This window comes from Actinomycetota bacterium, from assembly GCA_019347575.1.
Classification (GTDB): Bacteria; Actinomycetota; Nitriliruptoria; order Nitriliruptorales; family Nitriliruptoraceae; genus JAHWKY01.
The window spans coordinates 1-25,851 of record JAHWKY010000034.1 but is presented as its reverse complement, the minus strand read 5'-3'; the positions used below and the strand labels follow the sequence as shown (position 1 = coordinate 25,851).

Sequence of the window (25,851 nt, the reverse complement as noted above, 5' to 3'; positions counted from 1 at the left end):
CCTCACGTCAGTCGGGTGGCGCACTCGCGACCGCGTTTGCGCTCCCACGCGTCGATCTGCGCGAAGAGCGTCGACCGCAGCTCGTCCTCGCAGAAAGCCCCGCGCGCGGCGCGGCGCTGGAGCTCGGCGAGGTCGGCGTCGTCGAGAGCCGCGAGCCTGGCGGCGTGGGCCAGCTCATCCGTCAGGGTGGTCGCGAAGAAGGGGGGATCGTCGCTGTTGATGGTGACGTTCGCCCCGCGTCTCCACAGCTGTGGGAACGGGTGATCGTCGAGGTCGGGGACCACCTGCAGGACGACGTTGGACGACGGACAGACCTCGAGCACGACCTGCTCGGCCACCAAGCGATGGAGCAGTTGGGGGTCGTTCACGGCGGCGACACCGTGGCCGATGCGGTCGGCGCCGATGTCGTCGAGTGCCTCGCGGATGTTGGAGGCCGGACCGGTCTCGCCCGCGTGCACCGTGAGGCCGAGTCCGAGCCGGTCGGCCGCCTCCCGCAGCATCGTGAAGTCCCTGACCGGCGCGGAGTTCTCGTCCCCAGCTAGCCCGAGACCGACGATCGGGGCGCCGATCTCGAGCCCCTCCTCGACGAGGGCGACCGTGCGGTGTCCCGACCGCGGTCCCACGTTGCGCACGGCGTCGACGATGAGGCGCACGTCGGTCTCCTGCCCCGCGAGCCCGTCGCGCAGTGCCTCCCACATCGCGGCGGTGTCCAGACCGAAGTCGTCGAGGGTCGCAGCGGTGAACGTCGCCTCGGTGTAACGCACGTTCTGCGCCGCCTGCTGCCGCGCGAACTCCGCCGCGACGGTCGCGAGGTCGTCAGGCGTACGGACCTGACGGGTCACCGCGAGGTACAGCTCGACGAACTCCTGGAAGGTCGTGAACCGCTCGGGGTAGCGGCCCTCCACCAACGGGAGGACCGAGTCTGGGTCCTCGCCGTGGCGCCGGGACAGCTCGGTGGCCGTGGCTGCCGAGATCGAACCCTCGAGGTGGACGTGGAGCTCGACCTTGGGCAGCGATGACAGCTGCTCGGTCACGTGCCGATCGCCGCTCGCAGCGTCTCGGCCGGCTCGGATGAGCCTTCCGCTCGGAACGGTCCGACCGCTGGCAGGGTCGCGCCCGCTGCGCGGTACTCCTCGACCTTGCCGCGGACCACGTCCACGGTGCCGATGCCAGCGAGGTTGTCCAGCATCGCCGTCGTCATCGCCGCCTTGGCCCCGTCGACATCGCCCGCTCCGAAGCGCTCGTCGAACGCGGCGAGCTCCTCCGTGTACCCGGACGCCTCGAGCATCGCGCGGTAGAACGGCAGGTTGAGGTAGGGCAGCAACGCCTGCCGTTGGGCGTCGTAGGCGGCCTGGGGCTCGTCGGTCAGGCACGATGCCACCGCGGGGATGATCTCGATGTCGCCAGGGTCCCGCCCCGCTCGCTCCGCGCCCTGGCGCACGTTGGGGACGACCACCTCCCGCACGTAGCGCGGGTCGCACAGCCACAGGATCACGCCGTCCGCGAGCTCACCGGCGAGCTGCAGCATCTTCGGACCCAGCGCAGCGAGGTGGATCGGCAGGTCCGCACGCGGTTCGAAGCCCATGAACCCGAAGCCGCCGATGTCGACGTACTCCCCTTCGTAGCTCAGCGATCCGGTCGTGAAGAGCTGGCGCAGGGCCTCGATGATCTCGCGCATGGCGGTCAGGGGGCTGGACGGGAACTCGAGCCCGTGGACCCCTTCGATGATGGGGCGGTGACTGGTTCCAAGACCCAGCACGAGGCGACTGTCGAGGAGCTCGTCGATGGACGCAGCGAGCTGACCGAGAGCGACCGGTGTGGTGATGAACGCGGGGTAGACCCCTGTCCCCAGTCGAACGGTCGAGGTCGTGCGCCCGTAGTGGGCCAGGATCGCGAACGCATCACGGCTGAGCACGTGGTTGTCGAACACGGTGTCGTAGCCGAGTTGCTCCGCCGTGGCGGCGATCGCTGCCGCCCGCTCGATGCTGCGGCCAGGCTGGACGAACGCGGCGGTGCGGGTCACGACGGCTCCGGGGGTCGATGCTCTCGGGAGCCTACTGACGCTGCGCACCGGCCCGGGCGTGACCCGGGGCGCCCGCTGCCCGCGACTACCGTGCATGGCATGACCGGATCGTTCGCCCGCAGCTACCACGACGCCACGAAGCAGACGTGGCGCAGCGTGCGCGAGACCAGTCGCGAACTCGACTGGGCGAACCAGCCCTTCCCCTACAAGCTCTACCCGTCGCTGCGTGCGGTGCCGCTTCCACTGGGTGTGCGCGAGACCGATTGGCCAGCGCTCGATGCGCTGTCGGGGGTCGCGCCGCCCAACCGGGCTCGGCTCGACCTCGCGTGGTTGGCGGGCGTGCTCTTCTACAGCGCGGGGGTCACCCGTCGGTGGGTGCGCGGCAGCCAGCCGCTGCACTTCCGCGCCGCTCCCTCGGCAGGTGCTCTGTACCCGATCGAGCTGTACGTGGTCTGCGGCGAGCTCGACGGTGATCCGCCGCTGCCAGCGGGTGTGTACCACTTCGAGCCGTACGAGTTCGCCCTGCACCCGTTGCGGCTCGGCGACCACCGCCAGGACCTCGCCCGGGCCGCGGTCGACGAGGAGGTGGGCTCCGCTCCGGTGTCGCTGGTCGTCACGGGTATCCCGTGGCGTACGACGTGGAAGTACGGGGCGCGCGGCTACCGGCATCTGTTCTGGGACGCTGGCACGATCCTGGCGCACGTGCTGAGTCTCGCCACGGCGGCCGCGGTCGAGGCGCGGGTCCGCGCAGGCTTCGTCGATCGGCACGTCGGCGATCTGGTCGACATCGACGGTGCGGAGGAGGTGGCCCTGGCGGTCGTCCCGCTCGGTCGGTCCGCGCGCAGCTCACGGGTGCGCCCCGACGAGGTCGAACCGCTGGACGTCCAGACCGTGCCGCTGTCGGACGAGGTCGGCGAGTTCGCGGGGGTTGGTCGGGAGCACCATGTCGGCGAGCTCGACAACGCGACCGCGGTGACGGCGTGGCGACAGAGCCTCCGCCACCTGCGGTCCACGCTGACCACCGTCATCGACGCGCCGCCCGTCCTCCCGACCTTCGACCTGCTCGAGGACGTGATCCTGCGACGCGGTTCCACGCGCCGGTTCCGCTACGACAAGGTCCCCCCCCACGCGCTCACGTGGCCGCTCGCGGTGGCGTCCCAGCCGGTGCCGGGGGACTGGTCCGACGGCGACCACCTGCTCGCCGACCACCACCTCGTGGTCCACAGCGTTGAGGGGTTCCCCTCGGGTGCGTACCGATGGACGCCCGACGGTCCCGAGCTGCTGCGCCCCGGGGCCTTCCGCGGCGAGACGACGACGCTGTGCTTGGAGCAGGAGCTCGGCGGCGACAGTGCCTACACCGTCTTCCACCTCGCCGACCTCGAGGCCGCGCTCGACGCGGGAGGGGCGAGGGCCTACCGCGTCGCTCAGCTCGAGGGCGGGATCGCCGCGGGGCGGCTCCAGCTGGCCGCCTTCACGCTCGGCCTGGGTGGTACGGGGCTCACGTTCTACGACGACGACATCAGCCGGTTCTTCCAGACCAGCGCGGAGCCGATGACGGTGACCGCCGTCGGCACACCCGCCTACGAGGCGCGCTCCGGCCGCAGACCGTCAGAGGCCCCACCCGCCCGGTTGTCGGACGGATGGGGCCGGTGACGTTCGGTCGGCCGCGGCTGGTCGCGGGGCCCGGATCGACGGCGTGGATGCGCCGTGTCGCGCGGTTCGGGTCCCCCCTCAAGCACAGCGGCCGAGACCGCGCTCTCGGCCGCGGGGGGATCGCGGGGGCCGGATCGACGCCGCGGATGCGCCGTGTCGCGCGGTTCGGGTCCCCCCTCAAGCACAGCGGCCGAGACCGCGCTCTCGGCCGCGGGGGGATCGCGGGGGCCGGATCGACGCCGCGGATGCGGCGTCGCCAAGGTAAGGATCAGGCGACGCGCTTGACCTGCTCGACCTCGGAGCGGCTGGTCCACTGCGCGACGAGCTCGCGAGCGACGGGGATGGATCCGACCCCGAACGCCACCACGAGCGATGCGGCGACGGTCCCGACAGCAGCGATGAACAGGATGTTCACGGTGGACTCGGCGAGCTCCACCTGGTTGAGCGCGGCCACGGCGCCGAAGACGGTGATCGCCCAGTAGGCGATGCGGGCCCCGGTGTCGCCGTTGGTCACGTTGGCACGGATCGCGCCCGCCACGGAGCTCGCGAACGCCATCGCCACCAGGATGATGGCCACGGCGACGAGCACGTTCGGCAGGAAGCCGATCAGCGCCGCGAGGAGCTCGGAGAGCTGGTCCGCGCCGAGCGTCTCGGCGGCCAGCTGGAAGGTCACGAACAGCACGATCCAGTACACGATCCCCGTCACGATGCCCTTGGGGTCGTAACCTGTGCGTTCCGTCGCAGCGTGCACACCGGCGCGCTCGACGACCTCGTCGAAGCGCACGAGATCGAGCACGCGGCCCGCGATGGTGCGGATGATCCGGGCTGCCAGCCACCCGGCGAACAGGATGACCACGGCAGCGGCGAGCTTGGGGGTGAAGGCGGCCACGGAGGTCCACGCCTCGGTCAGGCCGTCGCGGATGGCGTCGAGGTTCACGGTCTTGCTCCTCCTTGAGGGGAAGGCGGCCGCGGGGTGGGCTACCGGGGGTCTGACACCGACGTCGACGTCGAGTTGCGCCCGCCAGCCACTCCGTGCGCGGGGCGCACGGAGTGCTTGACTCGCACCGTGTCCGCGCTCGCCGACCTCGATGACGCCGAACTCGTCGTCCGTGCCCGTGACGGCGAGGACGTCGCGGCGTTCGAGGAGCTCGTCCACCGCCACCGCGATCGCGCGTACCGGGTCGCCCTGCGCATCACGCGCCATCCCGGCGATGCTGAGGACGTCGCCCAGGAGGCACTCGTGCGGGCGTGGCGTTCGCTTCCCCGGTTCCGGGGCGATGCACGCTTCAGCACGTGGCTGTACCGGATCGTCACCAACCTCGCCCTCAACCGGGTGGACCGTCGTCGCGGGGTCACTGCCGAGATCCCCGACACGGCGGTGCGGTCGGACGACCCCGCGGTGCGGACCGAGGACGCCGAGCGTCTGTCGGCGGCGCTCGCCGCGCTCGAGCGGCTCTCTGCCGAGCAGCGTGCCTGCTACGTCCTGCGTGAGATGGAGGGCTTGAGCTACGAGGAACTGGCGGAGGTGCTCGACACCTCGGTGGCGGCCGTGAAGAGCCGGCTGTTCCGTGCGCGTCAGGAGTTGACCGCGGCACTGGCTCGCTACGACGCTGTCGGCCAGGAGGAGGCAGCGACGTGAGCGATCAGGAAGCCACCGGGGCGACACCCGTGGTCTGCGCCGCCGGCGTACCTCCAGAGGACGTCGCGGCGTGGGTGCTGGACGGCGAGGAGTCGGACGTCATCGCGCTGGTCCGGCACGTACCCGACTGTGCCGCGTGTCGGGCGGTCGTGGCCGAGTCGTCGGCGTCGCGGGGTGTGGCGGAGACCCTGAGGTCCGCGCCCTCACCGACCGCTCCCGCGCGGGTGGCCCAGCGCGCGGTCGGTCGCATCCGCACGGAAGCCACCCTCCTGACGATCGTCCGGGCGCTCGGTGGTGGCTGGCTCCGCGTCGTCCAGGCGTTCACCGACTACGCCACACCTGCGGACCGACCGCACCCCGGCCCCAACGACGGGTTGCCCGACACGGGCGAGCTTCCCCAGCTGGACGGTGCCGGCGAGCTGCCGCCCTCCTAGTGTTCTGAGTCGCGGTCGGTCGGATCGTCACCGATGCGCGCCGCACCAGCCGCGGGGGCCACACGTCCCCGGGCAGCGTCCGACCGGAGCGTCACTCCGCCGGGGTCTTGGGGCCAGGTAGCCAGGACACGAGCGCACCGCCCGCGATGGCGGTGATCATCACCACGAGGATCGTCTCCACCGTCATCCCTTCCTTCCGGACTCCACGAGGTCACCGAACCACCGTCGTCGAGGGGACGGCAGTCCGTTCCCGGGCCCCTCGGACACTGCCGCGTCACCGGTTGGGACGCGCGGACAGGGCAGGTGGTTGCACGGGCGCGGACACGCGCGAGCTCGTGCGGTCCCCGCACGCTCATCGCGATCAGCAGGAGAGGGACGTGCGCCTGGCGAACCTCGTAGATGCGACCGGACGCGAACTCACCGCAGAGGTCGTCACAGGAGGCGGGTGCTTCCGGAGGGGAGAGCACCCGCTTCCTCTCGTTCCCGGACGTGGTGGGTAGCATCGTCGGTCGACCCTCTCATCGTCCCCCAGGAGTTCCCTCCGATGGCCACCAGCCACGCCGATCGGCTCGCCGAACAGCGGCGCCGCGTGGAGCACGTCCGGAGCTACCTTTGACGTCGACGGCAAACGCGCCCGCCTCGAGCAGCTGAGGCAGCAGGCCACCGAACCGTCCCTCTGGGACGATCCCGACAACGCTCGGCACGTCACCACGCAGCTGTCGCGCGTTGAGGCCTCGCTCCAGCGCTACGACGATCTCGTCGCCCAGCTCGACGACCTCGACGTCCTGGATCAACTCGCGCAGGAGGAGGACGACCCTGCCTCCGCGGCCGAGGTCGCACGCGGCCTCGACGCCATCGCGGGACGCATCGATGCGTTGGAGGTCGCCACGCTCCTCTCGGGCGAGTACGACGACTCCGACGCGATCGTCTCGGTCCACGCCGGTGAGGGCGGCGTCGACGCGATGGACTGGGCACAGATGCTGCAGCGGATGTACGCCAGGTGGGCCGAGCAGCGCGGCTACAAGGTGGAGGTCTACGACGAGCAGTTCGGCGAGGAGGCTGGGCTGAAGTCGACCACCTTCGAGGTGAACGGGGAGGACGCCTACGGCATGCTGAAGGCCGAGCACGGCGTGCACCGACTCGTGCGCATCTCACCCTTCGACGCCAACGCCCGGCGCCAGACCAGTTTCGCTCTCGTCGACGTCGTGCCCCTGCTGCCTGAGGTCGATGCCGAGATCCAGGTCCCGGACGATGACATCCGCGTGGACGTCTACCGCTCCTCGGGTCCGGGGGGTCAGAGCGTCAACACGACCGACTCGGCGGTGCGCCTGACCCACCTGCCCACCGGGATCGTCGTCAGCTGTCAGAACGAGAAGAGCCAGCACCAGAACAAGGCGGTCGCGCTGCGCATCCTCAAGGCGCGCCTGGCGGACCTCGAGCGTCAGAAGCGACGGGACGAGCTCGAGGAGTTGCGCGGAGGGCGTCAGAACGTCGGTTTCGGCAGCCAGATCCGCAGCTACGTCCTGCACCCGTACCAGATGGTCAAGGACCTGCGCACCGACCTCGAGATCGGCAACGTCCAGGCCGTCCTCGACGGTGACCTTGACCCGCTCATAGAGGCCGAGCTCCGTCGCCGCGCGACCGAGACCGCTGGAGAGGACACGTGACCCTCGCTGCTACGCTCCGCGACTCGCGGAGCCAGCACCGACCGGACGCGGGGGTCACCGGTCGAGCCAGCGCTCCCCGTACCCTCCCGTGACCATCACCCCGCCCGTCCATCCGTCGAGAGTTGCGCCGTGATCACGCTCAAGGGCGTCACCAAGATCTACAAGAAGGGCGAGAAGGGCGAGGTCATCGCCCTGCAGGACGTGACCGTGGAGGTCGGCAAGGGCGAGTTCGTCTTCATCGTCGGACCGTCGGGTTCGGGGAAGTCGACCCTCATGAAGCTCCTGACGCGCGAGGAGCACCAGGACCAGGGCGAGATCTACGTCGCCGGCAAGAACCTCGCGACCCTCAAGCCCTGGAAGGTGCCGATGCTACGGCGCCAGATCGGGTACGTGTTCCAGGACTTCAAGCTGCTGTCTTCCAAGACGGTGTACGAGAACGTGGCGTTCGCGCTCGAGGTGATCGGCAAGCCGCGACACCTGATCAACAAGCGGGTCCCTGAGGTCCTCGACCTGGTCGGTCTCGACGACAAGGCCGAGGCGCTCCCGCACGAACTCTCGGGTGGCCAGCAGCAGCGGGTCTCGATCGCGCGGGCCTTCGTCAACGCTCCCCGCATCATGCTCTGTGACGAGCCCACCGGCAACCTCGATCCCTCGACGTCCGTCGGGATCATGAAGCTGCTCGACCGGATCAACCGCACCGGCACCACCGTCGTCATGGCGACCCACGACCAGCACATCGTCGACTCGATGCGTCGCCGCGTCGTCGAGCTCGAGAACGGCGTCGTCGTGCGCGACCAGTCCCGAGGGGTCTACGGCTATGCCGGCTAGGTGGCGGTACCTCCTGGGCGAGGCCGTCATCGGTCTCCGCCGCAACCTCCTCATGACCATCGCGGTGATCCTCAGCGTCGCGGTCTCGCTCACGTTGCTCGGGGCCGCGCTGCTCCTCAGCAGCCAGGTCGACCTCGCGGCCGGCTTCTGGACCGGCAAGATCGAGGTCTCGATCTTCCTCTGCGACGGCCGGCAGTGTCCCGAGATCACCCCGGAGCAGCGTGACTCGCTCGAGGCGGCGCTGCGGCAGGAGCCGGTCGTCGAGGAGGTGTTCTACGAGTCGAAGGCCGACGCGTACGAGCGCTTCAAGGAGCAGTTCAAGAACCAACCCGACCTCGTCGAGACCGTCACCCCCGACGCGCTTCCGGCCTCGTTCCGGGTCAAGCTCGCCGATCCCGAGAACGACTTCCAGGTGATCAAGGATCGGTTCGAGGCCGTGCCCGGGGTCGAGGACATCATCGATCAGCGTGACGTGCTGAAGGAGTTCTTCACGATCACCGACGTGTTCCAGGCAGGGGCGCTCGCGGTGGCAGCCATCCAGCTCGTGGCGGCGATGGTGTTGATCGCCAACACGATCAGAGTCGCGGCCTACGCGCGTCGCGAGCAGACCTCCATCATGAAGCTCGTCGGGGCGTCGAACTGGTACATCCGCCTGCCGTTCGTGCTGGAAGGCGTCATCGCGGGACTCGTCGGTGCCGCGGTCTCGTGGCTGCTGCTCATCGTCGCGGTCCCGCGCCTGACCGACTGGCTCCGAGGGCGCATCTCGCTCACGCCGTTCATCGGCACCGAGGAGGTGCTGCTGCTCGCCCCGTGGCTGTTCGGCGTCGGAGTCTTCATCGCCGCGGTCAGCTCGGTCGTGTCGCTCCGCCGCTTCCTCGACGTGTAGGTCGTCGTCGAGGCGGCTGCGCCGTGTCGCTCCGCCGCTTCCTCGACGTGTAGGTCGTCGTCGAGGCGGCTGCGCCGTGTCGCTCCGCCGCTTCCTCGACGTCTGAGCTTGCTGTTGCCTGGTATCGCGTCTGTGGCGACACGAGGCTCATGTGGCTGCGGAGTGTTACGCTGATGTAACTCAAGCCGCCGCGACGTCCGGCCGACCAGGACCAGGGTGCGTCGCGACGGCGCCCGAGCGTCCGACACACAGCGCAGCACGCGGAGTGGACATGCCCGGCCGACCGGTGACCGCCCGGGTCCTCGTGGCCCTGATCGTGCTCGCGTCGCTGCCGGTCGCGGCCGGGGCGCAGGAGGAGCTGCAGGAGCGCTTCAGCCACACCCAGCAGGAACTCCGTGACGCGCGGGCGCAGCTCGACAGCATCCACGTCCGGTCCGAGGCCGCCCAGCAACAACTCCAGGTCGTCGACGCCCAGCTCGTGGACCTGACCGGGCGGCTCCGCACGCTCGAGAGCGACCTCGCCACCAAGCAACAGACCTACAGCGAGGCGCGCGAACGCACGGCCGAGGCCACGGTCCGGCTGGTGGAGGTGAGCGAGGAGCTCGAGCGCATCCGGCTCGCGCTCGAAACCCGCGAGCGCAACTTCGAGGACCGCGTCGCAGCGACCTACAAGTACGGCACGGTCTCGTTCGTCGAGGCCATGCTCGGGACCGAATCGGTCACCGACTTCGTGAACACCGGCTACTACGTACGGTCGGTGCTGCGCTACGACACCGAGGTGATCGTCGACATCGAGCGGCTCAACGGCGAGCTGATCGACCGCCGGGCCGAGGTCGACGCGCTCCGTGAGCGACTGCAGCGCGACGAACAGGCCGCCAAGCGGGTCCGCGACGAGGTCGAGCAGCTCACGCAGACGCAGCGGCGGCTGACCGACCAGGTCGCCGACGAGCGGTCCCGTCACGCCGCGCTCATCCAGCAGCTCGAGGCGGACGAGGCCTCCTACAGCCAGCTCGTGGCCGAGCTGGAAGCCACGTCCCGGTCGCTCGCGGACGAGCTACGCAACTCCGTGTGGCGTGCGGGTGCCCCGGGTAGCGGCGAGCTGGTGTGGCCCACGGATGGGCGCAAGACCTCCGACTTCGGCTGGCGTACCCACCCCATCTTCGGTAGCCGACGCATGCACGCCGGCATCGACATCAGTGGTTCGACCGGCCAGGCCGTCGTCAGCGCTGCTGAGGGGCTGGTCGTCCACGCCGACTGGCGCGGCGGCTACGGCCTCGCGGTCGTCATCGATCACGGTGGTGGCGTGGCCACGCTGTACGGCCACCTGTCGTCGATCAGCGTCGCTGCAGGCGAGGTCGTGGGTCAGTCGCAGACGGTTGGGGCGGTCGGATCGACGGGGTGGTCGACCGGTCCGCACCTGCACTTCGAGGTGCGCGTGAACGGCGAGCCGCGCGACCCCATGGCGTGGTACTCGTGACCCGCTGACCCCTGGTGCTGTCTCACGCGCACTACCCTGCGCACCCGCTCACCGGGAGGTCCCGCGGTTGGGGCGCACGCTCCAGGTCCTCGTAGCTGACGACGATCCCAGTGTCCTGCTGCTGCTCCGAGCGTTGGAGGAACTCGAGGACGTGGCGGTCACGACCGCCGACGACGGCCTCGACGCGCTCCGGAAGGCGCGTGCGGGCCACTTCGACGTGTTCGTGTTCGACATCATGATGCCCGGCATGGACGGCGTCGAGCTCGCCCGGGAGGTCCGTGCCGACGCGGCGTTGAAGCCGGTCCCGATCATCTTCGTGACGGCGCGTTCGGACGACGAGACCAAGGCCGCGGCGAGGTCTGCCGGGGCGGATGTCTTCCTCACGAAGCCCGTCTCGATGAACGAGCTGAGCCGGGCCATCATGGACCTGGCCGCGGGGAAGAAGAAGCGCCGTCGACGGCGCAGCTGAACTCGGTCGTTACGCTGCTCGTATGTCCAACGAGCCCCGCGAGGGCGTGAAGGTGATCGCTCAGAACCGGCGCGCTCGCTACGACTTCAACCTCGGCGACACGTACGAGGCTGGGCTCGTGCTGCGTGGGACGGAGGTCAAGTCCCTACGGGACGGCAAGGCGTCGCTCGCCGAGGCCTACGTCGGGATGGATAACAACGGTGAAGCCTGGCTGATCGGGGCTCACATCCCCGAGTACAGCCACGGCAACATCGCCAACCACGACCCCAAACGCGATCGCAAGCTGCTGCTGCACGCCTACCAGCTCGAGCGCCTCGCTCACGAGACGGCCGCGAAGGGCGTCACGCTCGTACCGCTGCGCCTGTACTTCCGCGCCGGCCGCGCCAAGCTCGAGTTCGCCGTGGGAAGCGGCAAGGCCACCCACGACAAGCGGCGGGACATCGCCAAGCGCGATGCGGAGCGCGAGATCGACCGCGCGCTGCGGCAGCGGCGCTGATGTAGTCGACGGCGCCCCGCTGTCCTCAGGCTGACCGTCTCAGCCGACGAAGATCGGCGTCCCCACGATGAACTCGTTGTTGAAGGTGATGTGCGCGGGGACCTCGGTCGTGTCCCAGACCCACGCCGCCTGGGCGTCGTTGTACGACTTCACCTGGACCGTGACCGTGTGCTCGGTGTCGTCGGTATCCGGGTCGAGCAGGTCGACGCCGAGCACGGTGAACCGCATGGCCTCGCTGAGCCCGGTGTCGCTGGGTTCGGGGAAGAGCGTGACGAAGTTCTCGGTCTCGTTCTCGAAGATGACGACCCCGTCGACCACGATCCGCAGACCCACCCAGTACGCACCCAGAGCCCGGAACGAGCTGACGTGGATGTTGTGGAGCTCGACCGAGAAGCTGTCGATCAGCCCCGTGTACGTGCCCTTGTGGATCACGTCGTAGGGGTTCTCACCATCTGCGCTGAACAGGTTCTCGTAGTAGCCGCAGCCTTCGCCGTCGGTGACGGATCCGGCCGGCTCGGTCGTGTCCCAGCTCGCGTACTGGCCGGCGGTCAGCGCGTAGTAGTTCTGCACCTTGACGTCATCGATGCAGTGGAACCAGTTCGTCTCGGTGCAGATGACGATCGGCTCTTCGGGATCGTCGCTGATGTCCCGGCAGTTGGGGTCGTCATCATGGGATGCGGCGACCGTGACGAGTGCGAGCGGCAGGATCGCCAGTACCAGGATCCAGCGCTTGGTGTCCACGGGATGCCTCCGTCTGGTTGGGGGTGGAGGGGCACCAGACCCCCGCCGTCAGCGGGAGACTTCGACAGGCGGGCGCGGGATCCCTGCCCGAAGATGGGCCGGCGCCGGTCGTGCCGGCGTGCCGCCGTTGTCGAAGGTCCGACAGTCCTCCTTCGGCACCCCCGGGGGTCGTCGCGAGCAGTGTCAGCGTGAGTGCGGCGACGTCGGGCGGTACGAGACGGCGCATGGGGCTGCCCTCCCTGGCGTGGTGAGGACTTCCGCGGACGGGGCTCGCAACCTGCCTCGTCCATGCCGTGTGGTGCGCTCAGCGCACGATGGCGCCAGGTTGGCGGTGGACGGAAGTGGGGACACGGGAACGAACGATCCCACGCGCGCGTTACCCTTTATCCAGGACGACAACTGCAGAGCGAGAAGGACGGGCAACACCTCTCACGGGGCTGACAGGTCTCGACCGTGGTCATCGCCGGTGTGAGGGGAGCGTGCCGAGGAGCCCAGCGGACCTCGTACAAAACCGATGGGAACCAACAACTGCCACCGACAGACTGGCAATGGCGGCCTAACAACCGTCACGATCCGCCTCTGACGCCTCCTACGAGGGTCGGATCGTCATCAGGAGGCTCAACCGCGTGAACCCCACCGTCGGTGATCGCGGGAAACCTCAAGACGGGTAGGCGCGCGGAAGCTGTCTGGCTCCGGAGCACCGCCGCCGAAACCATCCGGAACCTACGCACGTAGAGCCCCAACATCGGGACCGCGGGACCCGGGTTCGATTCCCGGCAGCTCCACGATCCACCGAACCGCCCGGCTAGCGCCGGGACCCGTCCGACGGAACGCCTCCGCGACCGACCGCCAAGGGTCGGCGCGGGGAGGTCCGCACCGACAGCCTCGACGACAAGCGTTGAGGCCGGGGTGCCGACCGCGCAGCCCGTCCCCTCCGCAGCAGGAGCCCGCGACCTCGTCGCGGGCTTCTTCACGCTCCGCCTAGTGTCGTGAGTGTGAGCGACCTCCGACACCACCCCGACGGCACGGTCACGTGGCGCAACTGGGCAGGAGACCAGGCCTGCGTGCCGGCGTCGGTCCACCGGCCTCGGTCGGTCGACGAGGTCGCGACGGTGATCGCCGAGGTCGCTGAACGGGGCGGGCGCGCGAAGGTCGTCGGGTCGGGCCACTCGTTCACCTCGGCGTCGATGACCGGCGGGGCGCTCATCGACGTCACCGCGATGAACCGCGTGCTTGACGTCGACGTCGAGACCGGACTCGTCCGCGTCGAGGCGGGGCTCGTGCTGGCGGACCTCAACGAGCAGCTCCACCGCCACGGCCTCGCCCTACCGAACCTCGGTGACATCGATCGACAGACCATCGCGGGAGCGACCCAGACCGGCACCCACGGCACCGGCGTCGCCCACCGCAGCATCTCGCACCAGCTCGAGGCGGTGCAGCTCGTGACGGGCGCCGGCGAGGTGATCGAGATCGACGGGGGTGACGACCTGCTCGCTGCGCGGGTCGGTATCGGGGCTCTCGGGGCGGTGACCGCCGTGACGCTGCGGTGCGTCCCGTCGTTCAAGCTGCACCGGCGCGACGTCCCCGTCCCGCTCGACGACGTCCTCGACGGTCTCGAGAGCCTCGCCGCAGGGCACGATCACTTCGAGTTCTTCGTCTTCCCGCACGGGGACACCGCGCTCATCGTCAGCCGTGACCGCACCGACGCCCCGCTCGCCCCGCGCGGTCGCGTGGAGGAGTACGTCAACGAGGAACTGCTCCAGAACCGGCTCGGTGACCTGCTCCTGAAGCTGACGCGGGCCAAGCCGTCGCTCACGCGCTCGTTCGGCCGCGTCGCGACCCGTCTGCTCTCGGAGGGCGAGTACGTCGACCACAGCCACCGCATCTTCAGCAGCCGTCGCGACGTCCGCTTCACCGAGATGGAGTACGCCATCCCGCGCGAGCATGCCTCGGAGGCACTGCGACGGGTGCTCGACGTCATCGAAGGCGGGGTGATCACCGCGATGCCGATCGAGTGTCGCGTCCTCGCAGGGGATCCCGCGCTGCTGAGCCCCAGCCACGAGCGTGACTCCGCCTACATCGCCGTGCACCAGTACGAGGGCATGGCGTGGGAGCCCTACTTCCGGCAGGTCGAGGCGATCATGGCCGACTACGACGGCCGTCCGCACTGGGGCAAGCGCCACCACCTGGACGTGGCGACCTTACGGGCGCTCTACCCGCGGTTCGATGACTTCCTCGCCGTGCGTGATCGTCTCGACCCCGAGCGGGTCTTCGCCAACGCCTACACGGGCACCGTGCTCGGCGCGTGACGCCCGTCCCGGACCCTCAGTACCGTCGCTCCGGGGTGGAGGCCTGGCCCGCGGCCTGTTCGGCGCGGACCTCGTCGACGAGCCGCTGGTCCTTGTCAGACGCGCGCCGCGAGCCCACGCGCTGCATGTGGGTCGGCGCCCCGCCGTCACCACGGTCCGAGAGGCGCCCGCGCAGGCTCTCGGCGAGGCCCGGGTGCTGCGAGGCCAGGTCGGCCAGGGAGACCTCAGGCCCGATCTGGTCCGGATCGTCCGTGCGGTCGAGGACGTAGCGGACCGCCTCGAGCACCACGTCCTGCAGCGATGCGTCGGCGTCCAGGGCGAGATCGTCCACGAAGCCATCCGGAACGGCGACCTCGATCGTCGTCTCGTTGGTGGTGGCGGGATCCGGGTCGACGATGTCGACGCGGAACAGGGCGTTGCCGGCGGGGGTGACGTCCAACCGTCGTGACACGGGATGCTCCCTCATGCGACTCAACACCCGAGGCTACGTCGGTACCAGCCGCTCGCCTGGCGCGACATCGTCCGGTCGGGCGAGCGGTCTCGGAGGCGCAAGACAGGGCGACCGCGCTACCGTCGAGCTCCCCTGTCCGTCGTCGTCGCCTGCGGTCACAGGAACGTCCGACCCTCGCCCCGGTACGTGGGGACCTCGTCGACGATCGCCCCGCCCTCGATCAGCACGAGCCGTTCGAACCGCTCGCACAGCTCTCCCGCCTTGCTGTGTCGGAGGTACACGCGGTCACCGACGCGGAGCGACCGGGCCGCGTCTCCGGTCAGAGGGGTCTGCACCTCGCCGGCGCCCTCGTTGCGGTCGTACGTCAGACCCTCGGGTAGCCACGGGCGGGGCAGGCGGGCTGCGTCCGGCGGTCCGGAGGCGAGGTAGCCGCCTCCCAGCAGGGTGATGGTGTCGCGAGAGGGCTTGCGCACGACCGGGAGCACGAAACCCGCAGCCGGTGTCAGGGTGAAGTGGCCGTAGCGGTCGAACAGGTGCGGGGCGTAGAAGCCCGACCCGGCCGCCAGCTCGGTCACCGACCCATCCGCCGACGTGACCTCGAGCGACCCGGTCCCGCCCCCGTTGACGAACCGCAGCGTGGCGACCTCCCTGACCGCCGCGACGGCCGCGCCTCGCCGCTTCCGCAGCTCGGCAGCCGACAGCCGCTGTATGCCCTTGATCGCGCCGCCCACGAGCCGGTTCCCGGGTTCGTCACCGACGCCGGCGATCTGCCCCTCGTACGCCATGATGGCGACCGGCTCGATGCCCTCCCGTGCCTGGATCAGTCGAGCGAGCGCGACCGCCTCGGCCACCGTGTGGACGGGCGAGCGCTTGGGTCCCAGCTTCACCCTCCCGCCGAGCAGCCACAGCGAGGCATCCAGATCGAGGCACACGGCTATCGGTGCCTCGCCCTTCCCGGCCGCGGCAGCGATCAGCTCGACGTGTTCGCTGCAGTCGACCATGGGCACGGGCCGGGTCGCGGGGTCCCGGGTCGCCAGCTCCTCGAGTGCCCCTCGATCCACCGTCGGGTAGGCGACGAGGACGTCGTGGTGTCCGTGATGGTGCAGCCACAGCGCCTCGGGGAGCGTGAAGGCCAGGATCCCGCGGAAGCGCGGGTGCAGGTCGAGCACGCGTCCGAGCATGGCGCGGCAGCGGACCGACTTCGAGGCCACGCGGATGGGTTTGCCCAACGCCGTGCGTCCGAGCATGTCGGCGGCGTTGGCCCGCACGGCGTCGAGGTCGATGAACGCGAACGGCGCGGTGACGTCGGCGAGGATGGCCTCGTACCGTTCGTGGAGCGCTGGGGGAGCGGTGGTAGCCATCGGGGCGCGACCCTACAGAAGGTCGCGCCCCGGTTCGTCGTCAGCCGCGGGCGCCGAGCGGCTCGTACTGTCCTGGGCCGGTCCAGCGGAAGACGCGGATGCCCTGGTCGGTGCGGATGTAGGAGATCCACCCGTCCGAAGTGGCGTGTGAACTGATTACCTCGTGCACGGCGCTCCTCCTTCGTGAGGGTGTAAGATGTGAAGCGCAGGATGGAGCTTACGGGGCCGGAGGTAAGGTGTCAATGGACTACGGTGCTTACACGGCACGCACCGTCGCGGAGGCGGTCGACCTGGCCAACCTCTTCCATCGCGATGCCAGCGTGACCCAGGAGGAGCTGCGTTCGATCCTGCACCGCTTCAGCCTCCCCCGGGCTGTCCTCGACGTGGCGGCCTACGGTGTCCTGGCGCGGCGGCTGCGCGAGGTGTTCCTCGCCGAGGCCGAGCCCGACCGCATCGCGGCGCTCAACGAACTCATCGCTGAGTACCAGCCCGAACCGCGCATCGTCGACCACGACGGGCAGGGGTTCCACTTCCACTTCGTGCCCGAGTGCGACGAGGACGTCCGCTGCGTCGGCGCCTCGATGACGATGGCGCTCGCCCACGTCGCGGTCGATTTCGGAGCGAGGCGGTTCGGGGCGTGCGCGGCACCCGACTGCGGGAACGTGTTCGTGGACGGCACCCGCAACCGTCGTCAGCGGTTCTGCTCCAAGACCTGCGCGACGCGCGTGCACGTGGCTGAGCACCGCGCCCGCGTCTGACGACAGGGCCCATGGGGCGGCTACGTGGGGTGTCCCAGCGGGGCGAGGTCGAGTCCGGCGATCCCCAGCTGTTCCGCCAGCACCACCGTGAGGTCCTCTATGGACTCGAGTTCCCTCTCCGTGCGGCCCTGTTCGGACGTGTCGATGAGCCGCCAGGGGGTGACCGTGATCCGTCCCTGCTGCGTGGCTCGCGATGCGACCCAGGCCCGCGTGAAGCCGCTGTCCGGCGACGTCTGGTGGTAGGTGCACATCGCGTGGAACTCGTGCGGGGCGCGGGGCGTGGGGTCCACGCGGTAGCTGATCGCCGTCTCGCCGTCCGCCCGGCGGTGCTCGAGGAGGATCCAGTCACCCTCCCGGCGTGCGCGATGCGGCAGCGAGGGCGTCTGCTCGTGCCAGGCCCCGTCGATCGGGAGCGGCGACCGGAACCCCTCACCGAAGCCGACATCGAGCAGCAGGGGCGGGTCGAAGGCGTCGGTACGTAGCACGAGGTGATCGAAGGGGGGGCCGAACGTGTGGTCGGGGCGAGCCACCTCGGCTGACAGTCGCACCACGTCCAAGCCCAGCGAGGCGAGTGCCGCGGCGAGCAGGATGTTGTTCTCGTAGCAGAACCCACCCCGTCGGTGGTGTACGAGCTTGTCGACGACGGCGTCGGTGTCCATCTCGATGGGAACGCCGAGGTGGATGTCGAGGCTCTCGAACGGCACCGCGAGGAGGTGTGCGACGTGGAGCTGCGCGAGGCCAGCGCGAGATGAGATGTCCGCGGTGGGCAGTCCCACGCGGTCCAGGTACGCCTCGAGATCGTCGCTCCGGAGCACATCGTGGACCGTAACGCGACCCACCGAACGATGGGGTCGGACCGGTGGTGGTTGGTGCTGCTGGATTACCCTCCGGCCAGGCCGACACGGAGGAGCCCGGATCGCCCGCCAGCCACGCCTGACCGCCAAGCTGCAGGGCTTCGGGACGACCATCTTCGCCGAGATGAGCGCTCTGGCGGCGACCCACGGAGCCGTGAACCTCGGTCAGGGGTTCCCGGACTTCGACGGCCCGGCTGAGGTGCTCGCGGCGGCGAAGGACGCGATCGACGGGGGCCACAACCAGTACGCGCCGGGGCGGGGCGTGCCGGTCCTGCGCGAGGCCGTGGCCACGCACCAGCAGCGCTTCTGGGACCTGACTTACGATCCCGAGACCGAGATCGTCGCCACGGCCGGCGCGACCGAGGCGGTCTTCGCGTCGTTGCAGGCGTTGCTCGACACGGGCGACGAGGTCGTGCTGTTCGAGCCCTACTACGACAGCTACCTGGCGTCGATCTCGATGGCGGGTGCGGTGGCCAGACCTGTGACGCTGCGGCCGCCCGACTACCGCTTCGACCACGACGAGCTGCGGGCGGCCATCACGCCCCGCACCCGTGTGCTCCTGCTCAACTCCCCGCAAAACCCGACCGGGGCGGTCTTCCCACGTGCGGACCTCGAACTGCTCGCCGAGCTCGCCAGCGAGCACGATCTGCTCGTGGTGGCCGACGAGGTCTACGAGCACCTCGTGTTCGACGACGAGCACGTCCCCTTCGCGACCCTGTCCGGGATGCGTGAGCGAACGGTGGTGATCTCGTCAGCTGCCAAGACGTTCAGCGTCACGGGATGGAAGATCGGGTGGCTGTGCGCTCCGCCGGATCTCGCGACCGCCGTCCTCACCGCCAAGCAGTTCGTGACGTTCGTGAACGGCACCCCGTTCCAGCACGCGGTCGCGACCGGCCTGGGCCTGCCCGATGACTACTTCACCGGTTTCGTCGAGACGTACCGCGGGAAACGTGACCGGCTCTGCGCCGGCCTCACCGACCTCGGGCTCGAGGTGTTCGTGCCGGCTGGGACCTACTTCGTGACCGCGGACATCCGGCCGTTCGGCTACGAGGACGGCCTCGAGTTCTGCCGCATGCTGCCCAAGGAGGCGGGCGTCGCCGCCGTCCCGACGCAGGTGTTCTACGTGGACCCGCGCCGCGGCCGCCACCTCGTCCGGTTCGCCTTCTGCAAGACCGACGAGGCCCTCGACGAGGCCATTGAGCGGCTGCGGAGGTTCCGACCGTGAGGATCGCCGCCATCCAGCACGACATCGTGTGGGAGGACCCCGACGCCAACTTCGAGCGCCTGGCGCCGATGATCGCCGTCGCGGCGGAGGGCGGGGCGCGTCTCGTTCTCCTGACCGAGATGTACTCCACCGGCTTCTCGATGGACACGCAGACGACCGCCGAGCCGGTCGACGGACCCAGCGCGCGGTTCCTCGTGGATGCCGCCACCGAGCATGGCATCTGGCTCGGTGGATCGCTCCCCGAACGCCCCGAGGGGATGCAGCGGCCGTACAACCAGTTCGTCCTCGCGGCTCCTGATGGCAACCTGAACCGGTACGCCAAGATCCACCCGTTCACGTACTCGGGCGAGCACGAACACTTCGCCGCCGGCAGCGAGTTCGTCACCGTGCAGGTGGATGACGTCCGAACCACGCTGTTCGTGTGTTACGACCTGCGCTTCGCGGACGAGTTCTGGGCGACCGCGGCGACCACCGACCTGTACCTGGTGCCGGCCAACTGGCCCGACACGCGTCGTCACCACTGGACCGCGCTGCTCCGCGCTCGCGCCATCGAGAACCAGGCGTACGTGGTGGGCTGCAACCGGGTCGGATCGGGCGGCAAGCTCGAGTACGTCGGGGACAGCCAGGTCGTCGATCCGATGGGTGAGGTCCGCGCGAGCGCCGCCCGTGACGAAGCGATCGTGTTCGCGGAGATCGATCCGGAGTTCGTCCGAGCGACGCGTGAGCGGTTCCCGTTCCAACGCGACCGCCGCTAGTCGGGGTCACGCGGGCGCGGCGACCCTGACGGTCTCACGGAAGGTGTTCCACGGACCCCGTAGGAGGTCGACGATGGAGCTGTCGTCGCCCAGCGCGTCGGCCAGCGCGTGCAGGTACACCGCCATCGCCGCGTCCTCCTGGTCACACGGCGAGACCAGGTCGGCGTCGCGGATCAGAGCGCGGTGGATCGACGGGGCGAGGGGGCCGATGGCCAGCATCGTGGCGGGCGGCACGGACCCCAGCGATCCGGCCAGGACGTCGGCCCAGCGCCGGTACGCGAGAGCGAGTTCGCGGACCTCCTGGACCGTGAGTTGCGCCGCTTCGTTGAGGATCATGTGCGCTTCCACGGTCAGGCCTCCGGACTCCCAACTGGTCCTGGCAGCGACAACCGTAGGGCCGCGCTCGGCGGGCTGTCGTGTCCGGTCGGACGTGGCCGGCGGGGCAGCTCGCGCTCGCACTGGGGCTCGGTGTTTGCGGCGGTCGTGCCGGTCCGGTTCGCTTGCCGGCCGGATCGCACTGCCCGGTTCGCTCGCGAGCGGTGCAGGGCGCGTCGCCGAGACGGAGTACCAGTGCTTCCACGGACGCTCATCCTGGTGCTGGCGGCTGTCAGCACCGGCCTGCTCGCCACGCCGGTCGCAGCCCAGGGCTCTGGGGGCGCCTTCGCGCCTGGGAGCTACCAGCTCCGGTTGCCTGGGGCGGGGTCGGTAGTCGCCGAGGTCGCTGATGGCGGCGAGCTCGCGACCCTGGTCATCCCGGCCGCGGTGGAGATCACGTTGACCGCTGGCGGCGAGCTCGTGATCGACGATCTGCTGACCCCCGTCCCCCCGGATCCTCCGGTCGACGTGGCTACCGCCCCCGCTGCGACCGCGACCGATGACGAGGTCGCGCCCGCCGAGACCGAACTCGACGACCCGGCGGGTGACCGCCGCGGACGCGGCTCCGGCCAGGGCGAAGACGACGACGAAGAAGACGACGACGGCGAGGGTCGAGGGAACGGAGCCCGCGGGTGAGGGGTCGGGTACGCCTCGGGCTGTTGCTCGCTGGGCTCGCGATCGCGGGGCTCGCCACCGCCGCGGTATTCACGGTGGGTGGGGCCGAGGACGAGCAGCCACCGCTCGCAGCCTTCGAGCGCGCGGTCCAGCGCACTTCCGGTGCCAGCTACACGTACGTCGGTGATGTCCGGGTGACCACAGCGGCGGGTCCCACCACACTCCGGATCGATGGTCGGGTCGGGAGGGACCTGCGAGAGGTGCGCGTGCGCACCTCCGACGGTGCCACCACGACGTTCCGGCTCCAGGACGGTGTCGCCACGATCGATCGGGGTGACGGGCCCGAGCCCGCCCCGGCGGGAAGTTCACTCGACGAGACCTCGCTGGAGCTGTTGCGTTCGGTGGACCGGCTCGTGCAGGTCAACGAGACGCGCTACGAGGGGACACTGCGGGGTGATCTGCTGCTGCAGCCGCTGAGTTCTAGCGCGGTCATCGAGCGCGACAGCGAGGCCTTCGTGACCATCGATCTCGACCCGGTGGCCGGGGTCCTCCGCGGGTACACCGTCACGGAACTCTCAGGGACCTGGAGGATCGACATCCGCTTCGCCGACGTCAGACCGGCCGCGGTGTGACGCCACGAGTCGCCCTCGCCACGAGTGCTGAGCTCCCCGACCTGGACACGGACGACCGTCTCGTGCTGCCGGCGCTCGCCGCCCGCGGGATCGACGCACGCTCCGTCATCTGGAGCGACCCATCGGCGAGGTGGTCGCACTTCGACGTCGTCGTCGTGCGTTCGACGTGGGACTACTCGCGCGGCCGACGTGACGAGTTCCTCCGGTGGGCCGAGCACGTCGGATCGGTGACGAGGCTGCGCAACTCCGCGGAGGTGCTCCGCTGGAACACGCACAAGGGCTACCTGCTGCAGCTCGAGGAGCGCGGCGTCCCCACGGTCCCGACCGCCTTCCTCGCGCAAGGCGATCGCGCGGACCTCGCGGCGCTGGTCGCCGATCGGCGCTGGGGCGATGTGGTCGTCAAACCGTGTGTCGCGGGCGGGGCGCGGGGGGCGATCCGTGTGCCTTCTGCGGCGGCATCGAGCTACCAAGCGGAGTTCGAGGCACTGCTAGCTCACGGAGACACCATGGTGCAGCCGTTCCTCGGGGCGGTCGCGACCCGCGGGGAGGTGTCGCTCGTCTTCGTGGGCGGGGCGTTCTCGCACGCCGTCCGCAAGGTCCCGGCGAGCGGGGACTGGCGCGTGCAGGAGTCCTTCGGCGGTCGGACGCAGGCGTGGGATCCACCGCCAGACGTCAGCGCGCTCGCCGCGTGGGTCCTCGCGACCACCGGCCACGACTACCTCTACGCCCGTGTCGATCTGCTGCCCGACGACGACGGGACGTGGCAGGTGACCGAGATCGAGGTCACCGAGCCGAGCCTGTACCTCGGGTCCGGCGACGGCGCCGCGGACCGCTTCGCGGCAGCCATCGCCGAAGCTCTACCGGTGGCAGCGGACGCACACCACACCTGAACGCCGACTAGGGAGGTCCAAGATGCACGTCGCGATCACGGGTTCCTCGGGGCTGATCGGGTCGCACCTCACACGGGACCTCGCAGCGGATGGGCACACCGTCCACCGCGTCGTGCGTGACCGCGCCGAGGTGACCGAGGGCGACATCTACTGGAGCCCGTCCGCCCGGGAGGTTGATGTGGCCGGGTTCGAGGGGATCGACGCGGTCGTGAACCTCGCGGGGGCCCCCATCGGCAAGCGCTGGACCGACGAGCAGAAGCGCCGCATCCGCGACAGCCGCGTCACCGGTACCGCCATGCTCGCCGAAGCGCTCGCGAGCCTGGCGGACAAGCCCAAGGTGCTCGTCTCGGCGTCGGCGATCGGCTTCTACGGTGACCGCGACGACGAGATCTTGACCGAGGAGTCGTCACCCGGTGGTGACTTCCTCGCTCAGGTGTGTCAGGACTGGGAGACCGCGGCGGAGCCCGCTGAGCGAGCCGGCATCCGCGTGGTCCACCCTCGGACGGGGATCGTCGTGGCGGAGGAGGGGCCGGCGATGGAGAAGATGCTCCCGCCGTTCAAGCTCGGCATCGGCGGCCCGGTCGGGTCCGGCAAGCAGTGGGTGTCGTGGATCGCGCTCGAGGATCACATCCGCGCGCTGCGGCACCTGCTCGACACCGACCTGCGGGGTCCGGTCAACCTCGTCGGGCCCGAGCCCGTCCTGAACGAGACCTTCGCGCGCGCACTCGGGAAGGTCATCAGTCGGCCGACCTTCATGCGGGTGCCACGCCTGGCCCTGCGTGCGCTCTACGGCGAGATGGGCGAGACGCTCGCGCTGTCGAGCCAGCGCGTGCTGCCCGAGCGGCTCCTCGAGTCGGGCTTCGAGTTCCGTCACACGAGCGTCGAGGGCGCCCTGCGATCCGCCCTCACCTAGCGCCGACCTCCCCACTTCATCCCCCGATCCGGCCTGATATCCGATCGGAACGGGTGACGAAGTCCAGCAGGACGCGCGACTCGTGAGCCCTAGCGCCCCGAATTTTCCGGATCCGGCCCCGCGCGTCCCGCCGTTGGGTACCGTCCGTCCGCCGGCGTTCGGCTCTTCCGTCCACTGGCAGAGATGGCGGTTCGCCGCCCCGACCACGGAGAACATGAGATGAGGAACCCGATGAGGATCGTGGCAGTCGGCGCCACCGTGGCGGCGCTGCTGCTGCCGGGCGCTGCGGCCCTCGCCCACCCGCACACCGCGGGCCCCACGGATCAGGTGATCGCGAACGGCCAACTGCACCCGGCGTTCGTCGACGGGGAGTCGTGCGAGTCGTTCGGCCTGCCCGGCGGAGGTGACTTCGACGGCACTCAGAACGCCGCCTGGTACGGCCTCGAGACCGCTCACCACGGTCCGGACCGAGGCGATCCGGGCGCCCACGACGGCTGCTACCAGCTCGACGAAGGCGTCACCGTTCCCGGTGATGACGACGAGAACCCCGCCATCGACTGACGCCCGACAGACCCCACCGACGCCCCGGCGCGCCTCCTGGCCGGGGCGTCGTCGGTGGACGCCAGAGCGCTCCGGAACCCCGGGACCGGAGGTGCCGATATCGAGGCGCTACACCCCGCTACCACCCAGGATCTGCTTCGCGCGGGCTAGCACCTGGTCGAACATCTCGGGCGTGAGACGCCCCGTGAAGGTGTTCTGCTGGCTGACGTGGTAGCTGGCGAGCAGCGTCGTGCCGTCGCCGAGGACGTGTTCGGCTCCGTGTCCGAACCGCGGCTTGGGCGACTGGTAACCGAAGTGGCGCAGGACCGCATCCCAGCCGATCCCGCCGAGGGCGAGGACCACTCGCGGCGCGAGGAGTCCGAGTTCCGCTACCAGGTAGGGGCGGCAGTTGGCACGCTCCTCGGCCGTCGGCTTGTTGGCGGGCGGGGCGCACTTGACCGGGGCGGTGATGTAGCAGTCGGTCAGCTCCAATCCATCGCCCCGGTGGGTCGATGTCGGCTGGTTGGCGAACCCCGCTCGGTACAGCCCCGCGTAGAGGAAGTCGCCGGAGCGGTCGCCGGTGAACATCCGCCCCGTCCGGTTCGCCCCGTGCGCCGCCGGGGCGAGTCCGACCACGACCAGGCGTGCCGACGGGTCGCCGAACCCGGGCACGGGCCGACCCCAGTAGTCCTCGTCGGCGAAGGCGGCGCGCTTCTCGCGCGCGACCTTCTCCCGCCACGCCACGAGGCGCGGGCAGCGCCGGCACGCGACGACATCCGTGTGCACCTCGTTCAGCTCCGCGTACGCCACGCCACCTCACGAACTCGAATACCCGGCTGCACTCAGATGTCCCCGGGTATTCAAGTTCATCGGGCGACTACTCTCCAGACCGCGCACCGTTCCGAGGAGTCCCCCATGGGCGAGAAGCCGACCGCCGTCGATGCGTCGACCCTCAACTACCGGATCCCGCCGACGTTCGAGTCCGTTGAGGACGAACGCCGACACCGCAAGGAACGGCTGGCGGCCACGTTCCGGCTGTTCGCGAAGATGGGTTTCGACGAGGGCGTCGCCGGACACGTCACGGCCCGCGATCCCGAGTTCCCGGACCTGTTCTGGGTCAACCCCTTCGGGGTCTACTTCGGTCAGGTCAAGGTGAGCGACCTGATCCTCGTCAACGGGCAGGGTGAGGTTGTCGACGGCAAGTACCCCGTGAACGCGGCGGCGTTCGCGATCCACAGCCAGGTGCACGAGCAGCGCCCCGACGTCGTCGCGGCCGCCCACACCCACTCGACCTACGGCCGGTCCTGGTCGACGCTGGGTCGCAAGCTCGACCCCCTCACGCAGGACGCGTGCGCGTTCTACGAGGACCACGGCCTGTTCGACGACTACACCGGCGTCGTGCTCGAGCTCGACGAGGCCAAGCGCATCGCGCAGTCGCTGGGCGACAGCAAGGCCGCGATCCTGCGCAACCACGGCCTGCTGACCGTCGGGACGACGGTGGACGCGGCGGCGTGGTGGTTCATCAGCATGGAGCGGTCGTGCCACGTCCAGCTCCTCGCCGAAGCGGCCGGGACGGTCGTGTCCATCGACCCGGATCAGGCAGCCAGGACCCACGAGCAGGTCGGCTCCGAGTTCGTCGGCTGGCTCAGCTTCCAACCGCTGTACGACATGATCGTCGCCGAGGACCCGGACCTGGTGGACTGAGCGCCGTCTCGGGGATCACTCCCGACGCGAGCCTGCGCGTCCTGTCGCAACATCGAGCGCACGGCCGGTTCCGTTCCGTGGTTCGCCGGATCCGGAACCGGTCGACGCGAAGCAGGAACTCGGGCACCGGGCATCGAACCTGCCCCTGAGAGCTCT

28 protein-coding genes and 1 other RNA gene are annotated in these 25,851 nt (G+C 69.9%); 20 read left to right on the top strand and 9 right to left on the bottom strand.

The window, feature by feature from the left end; all coding sequences use genetic code 11:
• Nucleotides 1–2: 2 nt before the first annotated feature.
• Both add and KY469_18375 read right to left on the bottom strand, forming a co-directional pair.
• Nucleotides 3–1,034, bottom strand: coding sequence for an adenosine deaminase (add, locus tag KY469_18380; GenBank protein ID MBW3665066.1), 1,032 nt, complete (start codon nt 1,032–1,034; stop codon nt 3–5).
• Nucleotides 1,031–2,023, bottom strand: a complete 993-nt coding sequence (locus KY469_18375; protein MBW3665065.1) for an LLM class flavin-dependent oxidoreductase — start codon at nt 2,021–2,023, stop codon at nt 1,031–1,033. Before KY469_18375 ends, add begins: the two co-directional genes overlap by 4 nt.
• 99 nt (nt 2,024–2,122) lie before the next feature.
• Between KY469_18375 and KY469_18370 the strand changes: the two genes are divergently transcribed.
• Nucleotides 2,123–3,676 (top strand): SagB family peptide dehydrogenase, encoded by a 1,554-nt coding sequence (locus tag KY469_18370; protein ID MBW3665064.1) that lies wholly within the window; start codon nt 2,123–2,125, stop codon nt 3,674–3,676.
• A 268-nt stretch (nt 3,677–3,944) separates the two neighbouring features.
• Here the strand turns inward: KY469_18370 and KY469_18365 are convergent, their stop codons facing one another.
• Nucleotides 3,945–4,613 carry a hypothetical protein gene (locus KY469_18365; GenBank protein ID MBW3665063.1) on the bottom strand — a complete coding sequence of 223 codons (669 nt, stop codon included), beginning with the start codon at nt 4,611–4,613 and terminating at the stop codon, nt 3,945–3,947.
• Nucleotides 4,614–4,742: 129 nt separating this feature from the next.
• Between KY469_18365 and KY469_18360 the strand changes: the two genes are divergently transcribed.
• The 8 genes from KY469_18360 to smpB all read left to right on the top strand — a co-directional run bounded on the left by KY469_18360 (nt 4,743) and on the right by smpB (nt 11,572).
• Entirely contained in the window at nt 4,743–5,315 is a 573-nt protein-coding gene (locus KY469_18360; protein ID MBW3665062.1) for a sigma-70 family RNA polymerase sigma factor, read from the top strand.
• Nucleotides 5,312–5,749: a hypothetical protein gene (locus KY469_18355; GenBank protein MBW3665061.1), complete on the top strand. Its 438-nt coding sequence runs from the start codon at nt 5,312–5,314 to the stop codon at nt 5,747–5,749. The genes KY469_18360 and KY469_18355 overlap by 4 nt, the downstream gene beginning before the upstream one ends.
• A gap of 544 nt (nt 5,750–6,293) precedes the next feature.
• Nucleotides 6,294–7,416 (top strand): peptide chain release factor 2 gene (gene prfB, locus KY469_18350; GenBank protein MBW3665060.1). Its coding sequence is split into 2 segments (ribosomal slippage): nt 6,294–6,362 and nt 6,364–7,416, totalling 1,122 coding nucleotides; the frame shifts between segments, so codons are not numbered across the junction.
• 129 nt (nt 7,417–7,545) lie between these two features.
• Entirely contained in the window at nt 7,546–8,244 is a 699-nt protein-coding gene (gene ftsE, locus KY469_18345) for a cell division ATP-binding protein FtsE (GenBank protein ID MBW3665059.1), read from the top strand.
• Nucleotides 8,234–9,130 (top strand): permease-like cell division protein FtsX, encoded by an 897-nt coding sequence (gene ftsX / locus KY469_18340; protein ID MBW3665058.1) that lies wholly within the window; start codon nt 8,234–8,236, stop codon nt 9,128–9,130. Before ftsE ends, ftsX begins: the two co-directional genes overlap by 11 nt.
• Before the next feature lie 271 nt (nt 9,131–9,401).
• A complete protein-coding gene (locus tag KY469_18335) occupies nt 9,402–10,607 on the top strand; it encodes a peptidoglycan DD-metalloendopeptidase family protein (protein MBW3665057.1) in 1,206 nt (401 codons plus the stop codon).
• A gap of 67 nt (nt 10,608–10,674) precedes the next feature.
• On the top strand, nt 10,675–11,076 hold the full coding sequence (locus KY469_18330; protein MBW3665056.1) for a response regulator: 402 nt from the start codon (nt 10,675–10,677) through the stop codon (nt 11,074–11,076).
• Nucleotides 11,077–11,098: 22 nt separating this feature from the next.
• Nucleotides 11,099–11,572, top strand: coding sequence for an SsrA-binding protein SmpB (smpB, locus tag KY469_18325; protein ID MBW3665055.1), 474 nt, complete (start codon nt 11,099–11,101; stop codon nt 11,570–11,572).
• A 39-nt stretch (nt 11,573–11,611) separates the two neighbouring features.
• Here smpB and KY469_18320 read toward each other — a convergent pair whose 3' ends face one another.
• Nucleotides 11,612–12,313 (bottom strand): hypothetical protein, encoded by a 702-nt coding sequence (locus KY469_18320; protein ID MBW3665054.1) that lies wholly within the window; start codon nt 12,311–12,313, stop codon nt 11,612–11,614.
• Nucleotides 12,314–12,746: 433 nt separating this feature from the next.
• Here KY469_18320 and ssrA point away from each other — a divergent pair.
• Together ssrA and KY469_18310 are read left to right on the top strand one after the other, a co-directional pair.
• Nucleotides 12,747–13,101, top strand: a transfer-messenger RNA (tmRNA) gene (gene ssrA / locus KY469_18315).
• A gap of 207 nt (nt 13,102–13,308) precedes the next feature.
• Nucleotides 13,309–14,622, top strand: a complete 1,314-nt coding sequence (locus tag KY469_18310) for an FAD-binding protein (protein ID MBW3665053.1) — start codon at nt 13,309–13,311, stop codon at nt 14,620–14,622.
• A gap of 16 nt (nt 14,623–14,638) precedes the next feature.
• On the opposite strand, the gene KY469_18305 is transcribed toward KY469_18310, so the two are convergent.
• Both KY469_18305 and KY469_18300 read right to left on the bottom strand, forming a co-directional pair.
• Entirely contained in the window at nt 14,639–15,073 is a 435-nt protein-coding gene (locus KY469_18305; protein MBW3665052.1) for a hypothetical protein, read from the bottom strand.
• 155 nt (nt 15,074–15,228) lie between these two features.
• Nucleotides 15,229–16,434 (bottom strand): amino acid deaminase/aldolase, encoded by a 1,206-nt coding sequence (locus tag KY469_18300; GenBank protein ID MBW3665051.1) that lies wholly within the window; start codon nt 16,432–16,434, stop codon nt 15,229–15,231.
• A 242-nt stretch (nt 16,435–16,676) separates the two neighbouring features.
• Between KY469_18300 and KY469_18295 the strand changes: the two genes are divergently transcribed.
• Nucleotides 16,677–17,192, top strand: a complete 516-nt coding sequence (locus KY469_18295; protein ID MBW3665050.1) for a CGNR zinc finger domain-containing protein — start codon at nt 16,677–16,679, stop codon at nt 17,190–17,192.
• Nucleotides 17,193–17,212: 20 nt separating this feature from the next.
• Here the strand turns inward: KY469_18295 and KY469_18290 are convergent, their stop codons facing one another.
• On the bottom strand, nt 17,213–17,968 hold the full coding sequence (locus KY469_18290; protein ID MBW3665049.1) for an arylamine N-acetyltransferase: 756 nt from the start codon (nt 17,966–17,968) through the stop codon (nt 17,213–17,215).
• Between KY469_18290 and KY469_18285 the strand changes: the two genes are divergently transcribed.
• A complete protein-coding gene (locus tag KY469_18285) occupies nt 17,946–19,271 on the top strand; it encodes a pyridoxal phosphate-dependent aminotransferase (protein MBW3665048.1) in 1,326 nt (441 codons plus the stop codon). The genes KY469_18290 and KY469_18285 overlap by 23 nt on opposite strands.
• On the top strand, nt 19,268–20,026 hold the full coding sequence (locus tag KY469_18280) for a carbon-nitrogen family hydrolase (protein MBW3665047.1): 759 nt from the start codon (nt 19,268–19,270) through the stop codon (nt 20,024–20,026). The genes KY469_18285 and KY469_18280 overlap by 4 nt, the downstream gene beginning before the upstream one ends.
• A gap of 6 nt (nt 20,027–20,032) precedes the next feature.
• On the opposite strand, the gene KY469_18275 is transcribed toward KY469_18280, so the two are convergent.
• On the bottom strand, nt 20,033–20,374 hold the full coding sequence (locus tag KY469_18275) for a hypothetical protein (protein ID MBW3665046.1): 342 nt from the start codon (nt 20,372–20,374) through the stop codon (nt 20,033–20,035).
• Between the two features lie 222 nt (nt 20,375–20,596).
• Between KY469_18275 and KY469_18270 the strand changes: the two genes are divergently transcribed.
• The 5 genes from KY469_18270 (at nt 20,597) to KY469_18250 (ending at nt 24,012) form a co-directional block, all read left to right on the top strand.
• Entirely contained in the window at nt 20,597–21,037 is a 441-nt protein-coding gene (locus KY469_18270; GenBank protein ID MBW3665045.1) for a hypothetical protein, read from the top strand.
• Nucleotides 21,034–21,648 (top strand): hypothetical protein, encoded by a 615-nt coding sequence (locus KY469_18265; GenBank protein ID MBW3665044.1) that lies wholly within the window; start codon nt 21,034–21,036, stop codon nt 21,646–21,648. The genes KY469_18270 and KY469_18265 overlap by 4 nt, the downstream gene beginning before the upstream one ends.
• Nucleotides 21,645–22,538: a hypothetical protein gene (locus KY469_18260; GenBank protein MBW3665043.1), complete on the top strand. Its 894-nt coding sequence runs from the start codon at nt 21,645–21,647 to the stop codon at nt 22,536–22,538. The genes KY469_18265 and KY469_18260 overlap by 4 nt, the downstream gene beginning before the upstream one ends.
• 22 nt (nt 22,539–22,560) lie before the next feature.
• Nucleotides 22,561–23,451 (top strand): TIGR01777 family oxidoreductase, encoded by an 891-nt coding sequence (locus tag KY469_18255; GenBank protein MBW3665042.1) that lies wholly within the window; start codon nt 22,561–22,563, stop codon nt 23,449–23,451.
• A gap of 231 nt (nt 23,452–23,682) precedes the next feature.
• Nucleotides 23,683–24,012, top strand: coding sequence for a hypothetical protein (locus KY469_18250; protein MBW3665041.1), 330 nt, complete (start codon nt 23,683–23,685; stop codon nt 24,010–24,012).
• Nucleotides 24,013–24,120: 108 nt separating this feature from the next.
• On the opposite strand, the gene KY469_18245 is transcribed toward KY469_18250, so the two are convergent.
• Nucleotides 24,121–24,786 (bottom strand): uracil-DNA glycosylase, encoded by a 666-nt coding sequence (locus KY469_18245; GenBank protein ID MBW3665040.1) that lies wholly within the window; start codon nt 24,784–24,786, stop codon nt 24,121–24,123.
• 51 nt (nt 24,787–24,837) lie between these two features.
• Here KY469_18245 and KY469_18240 point away from each other — a divergent pair, with 51 nt between their 5' ends.
• A complete protein-coding gene (locus tag KY469_18240) occupies nt 24,838–25,695 on the top strand; it encodes a class II aldolase/adducin family protein (protein MBW3665039.1) in 858 nt (285 codons plus the stop codon).
• Nucleotides 25,696–25,851: the final 156 nt, after the last annotated feature.

What these genes read in the sequence shown, in the direction of transcription:
- KY469_18370 (MBW3665064.1), top strand. Translation starts at nt 2,123, where the DNA reads ATGACCGGATCGTTCGCCCGCAGCTACCACGACGCCACGAAGCAGACG.
- ftsX (MBW3665058.1), top strand. Translation starts at nt 8,234, where the DNA reads ATGCCGGCTAGGTGGCGGTACCTCCTGGGCGAGGCCGTCATCGGTCTC.
- KY469_18335 (MBW3665057.1), top strand. Translation starts at nt 9,402, where the DNA reads ATGCCCGGCCGACCGGTGACCGCCCGGGTCCTCGTGGCCCTGATCGTG.
- smpB (MBW3665055.1), top strand. Translation starts at nt 11,099, where the DNA reads ATGTCCAACGAGCCCCGCGAGGGCGTGAAGGTGATCGCTCAGAACCGG.
- KY469_18300 (MBW3665051.1), bottom strand. Translation starts at nt 16,434, where the DNA reads ATGGCTACCACCGCTCCCCCAGCGCTCCACGAACGGTACGAGGCCATC.
- KY469_18295 (MBW3665050.1), top strand. Translation starts at nt 16,677, where the DNA reads ATGGACTACGGTGCTTACACGGCACGCACCGTCGCGGAGGCGGTCGAC.
- KY469_18285 (MBW3665048.1), top strand. Translation starts at nt 17,946, where the DNA reads ATGTCCGCGGTGGGCAGTCCCACGCGGTCCAGGTACGCCTCGAGATCG.
- KY469_18255 (MBW3665042.1), top strand. Translation starts at nt 22,561, where the DNA reads ATGCACGTCGCGATCACGGGTTCCTCGGGGCTGATCGGGTCGCACCTC.
- KY469_18250 (MBW3665041.1), top strand. Translation starts at nt 23,683, where the DNA reads ATGAGGATCGTGGCAGTCGGCGCCACCGTGGCGGCGCTGCTGCTGCCG.
- KY469_18240 (MBW3665039.1), top strand. Translation starts at nt 24,838, where the DNA reads ATGTCCCCGGGTATTCAAGTTCATCGGGCGACTACTCTCCAGACCGCG.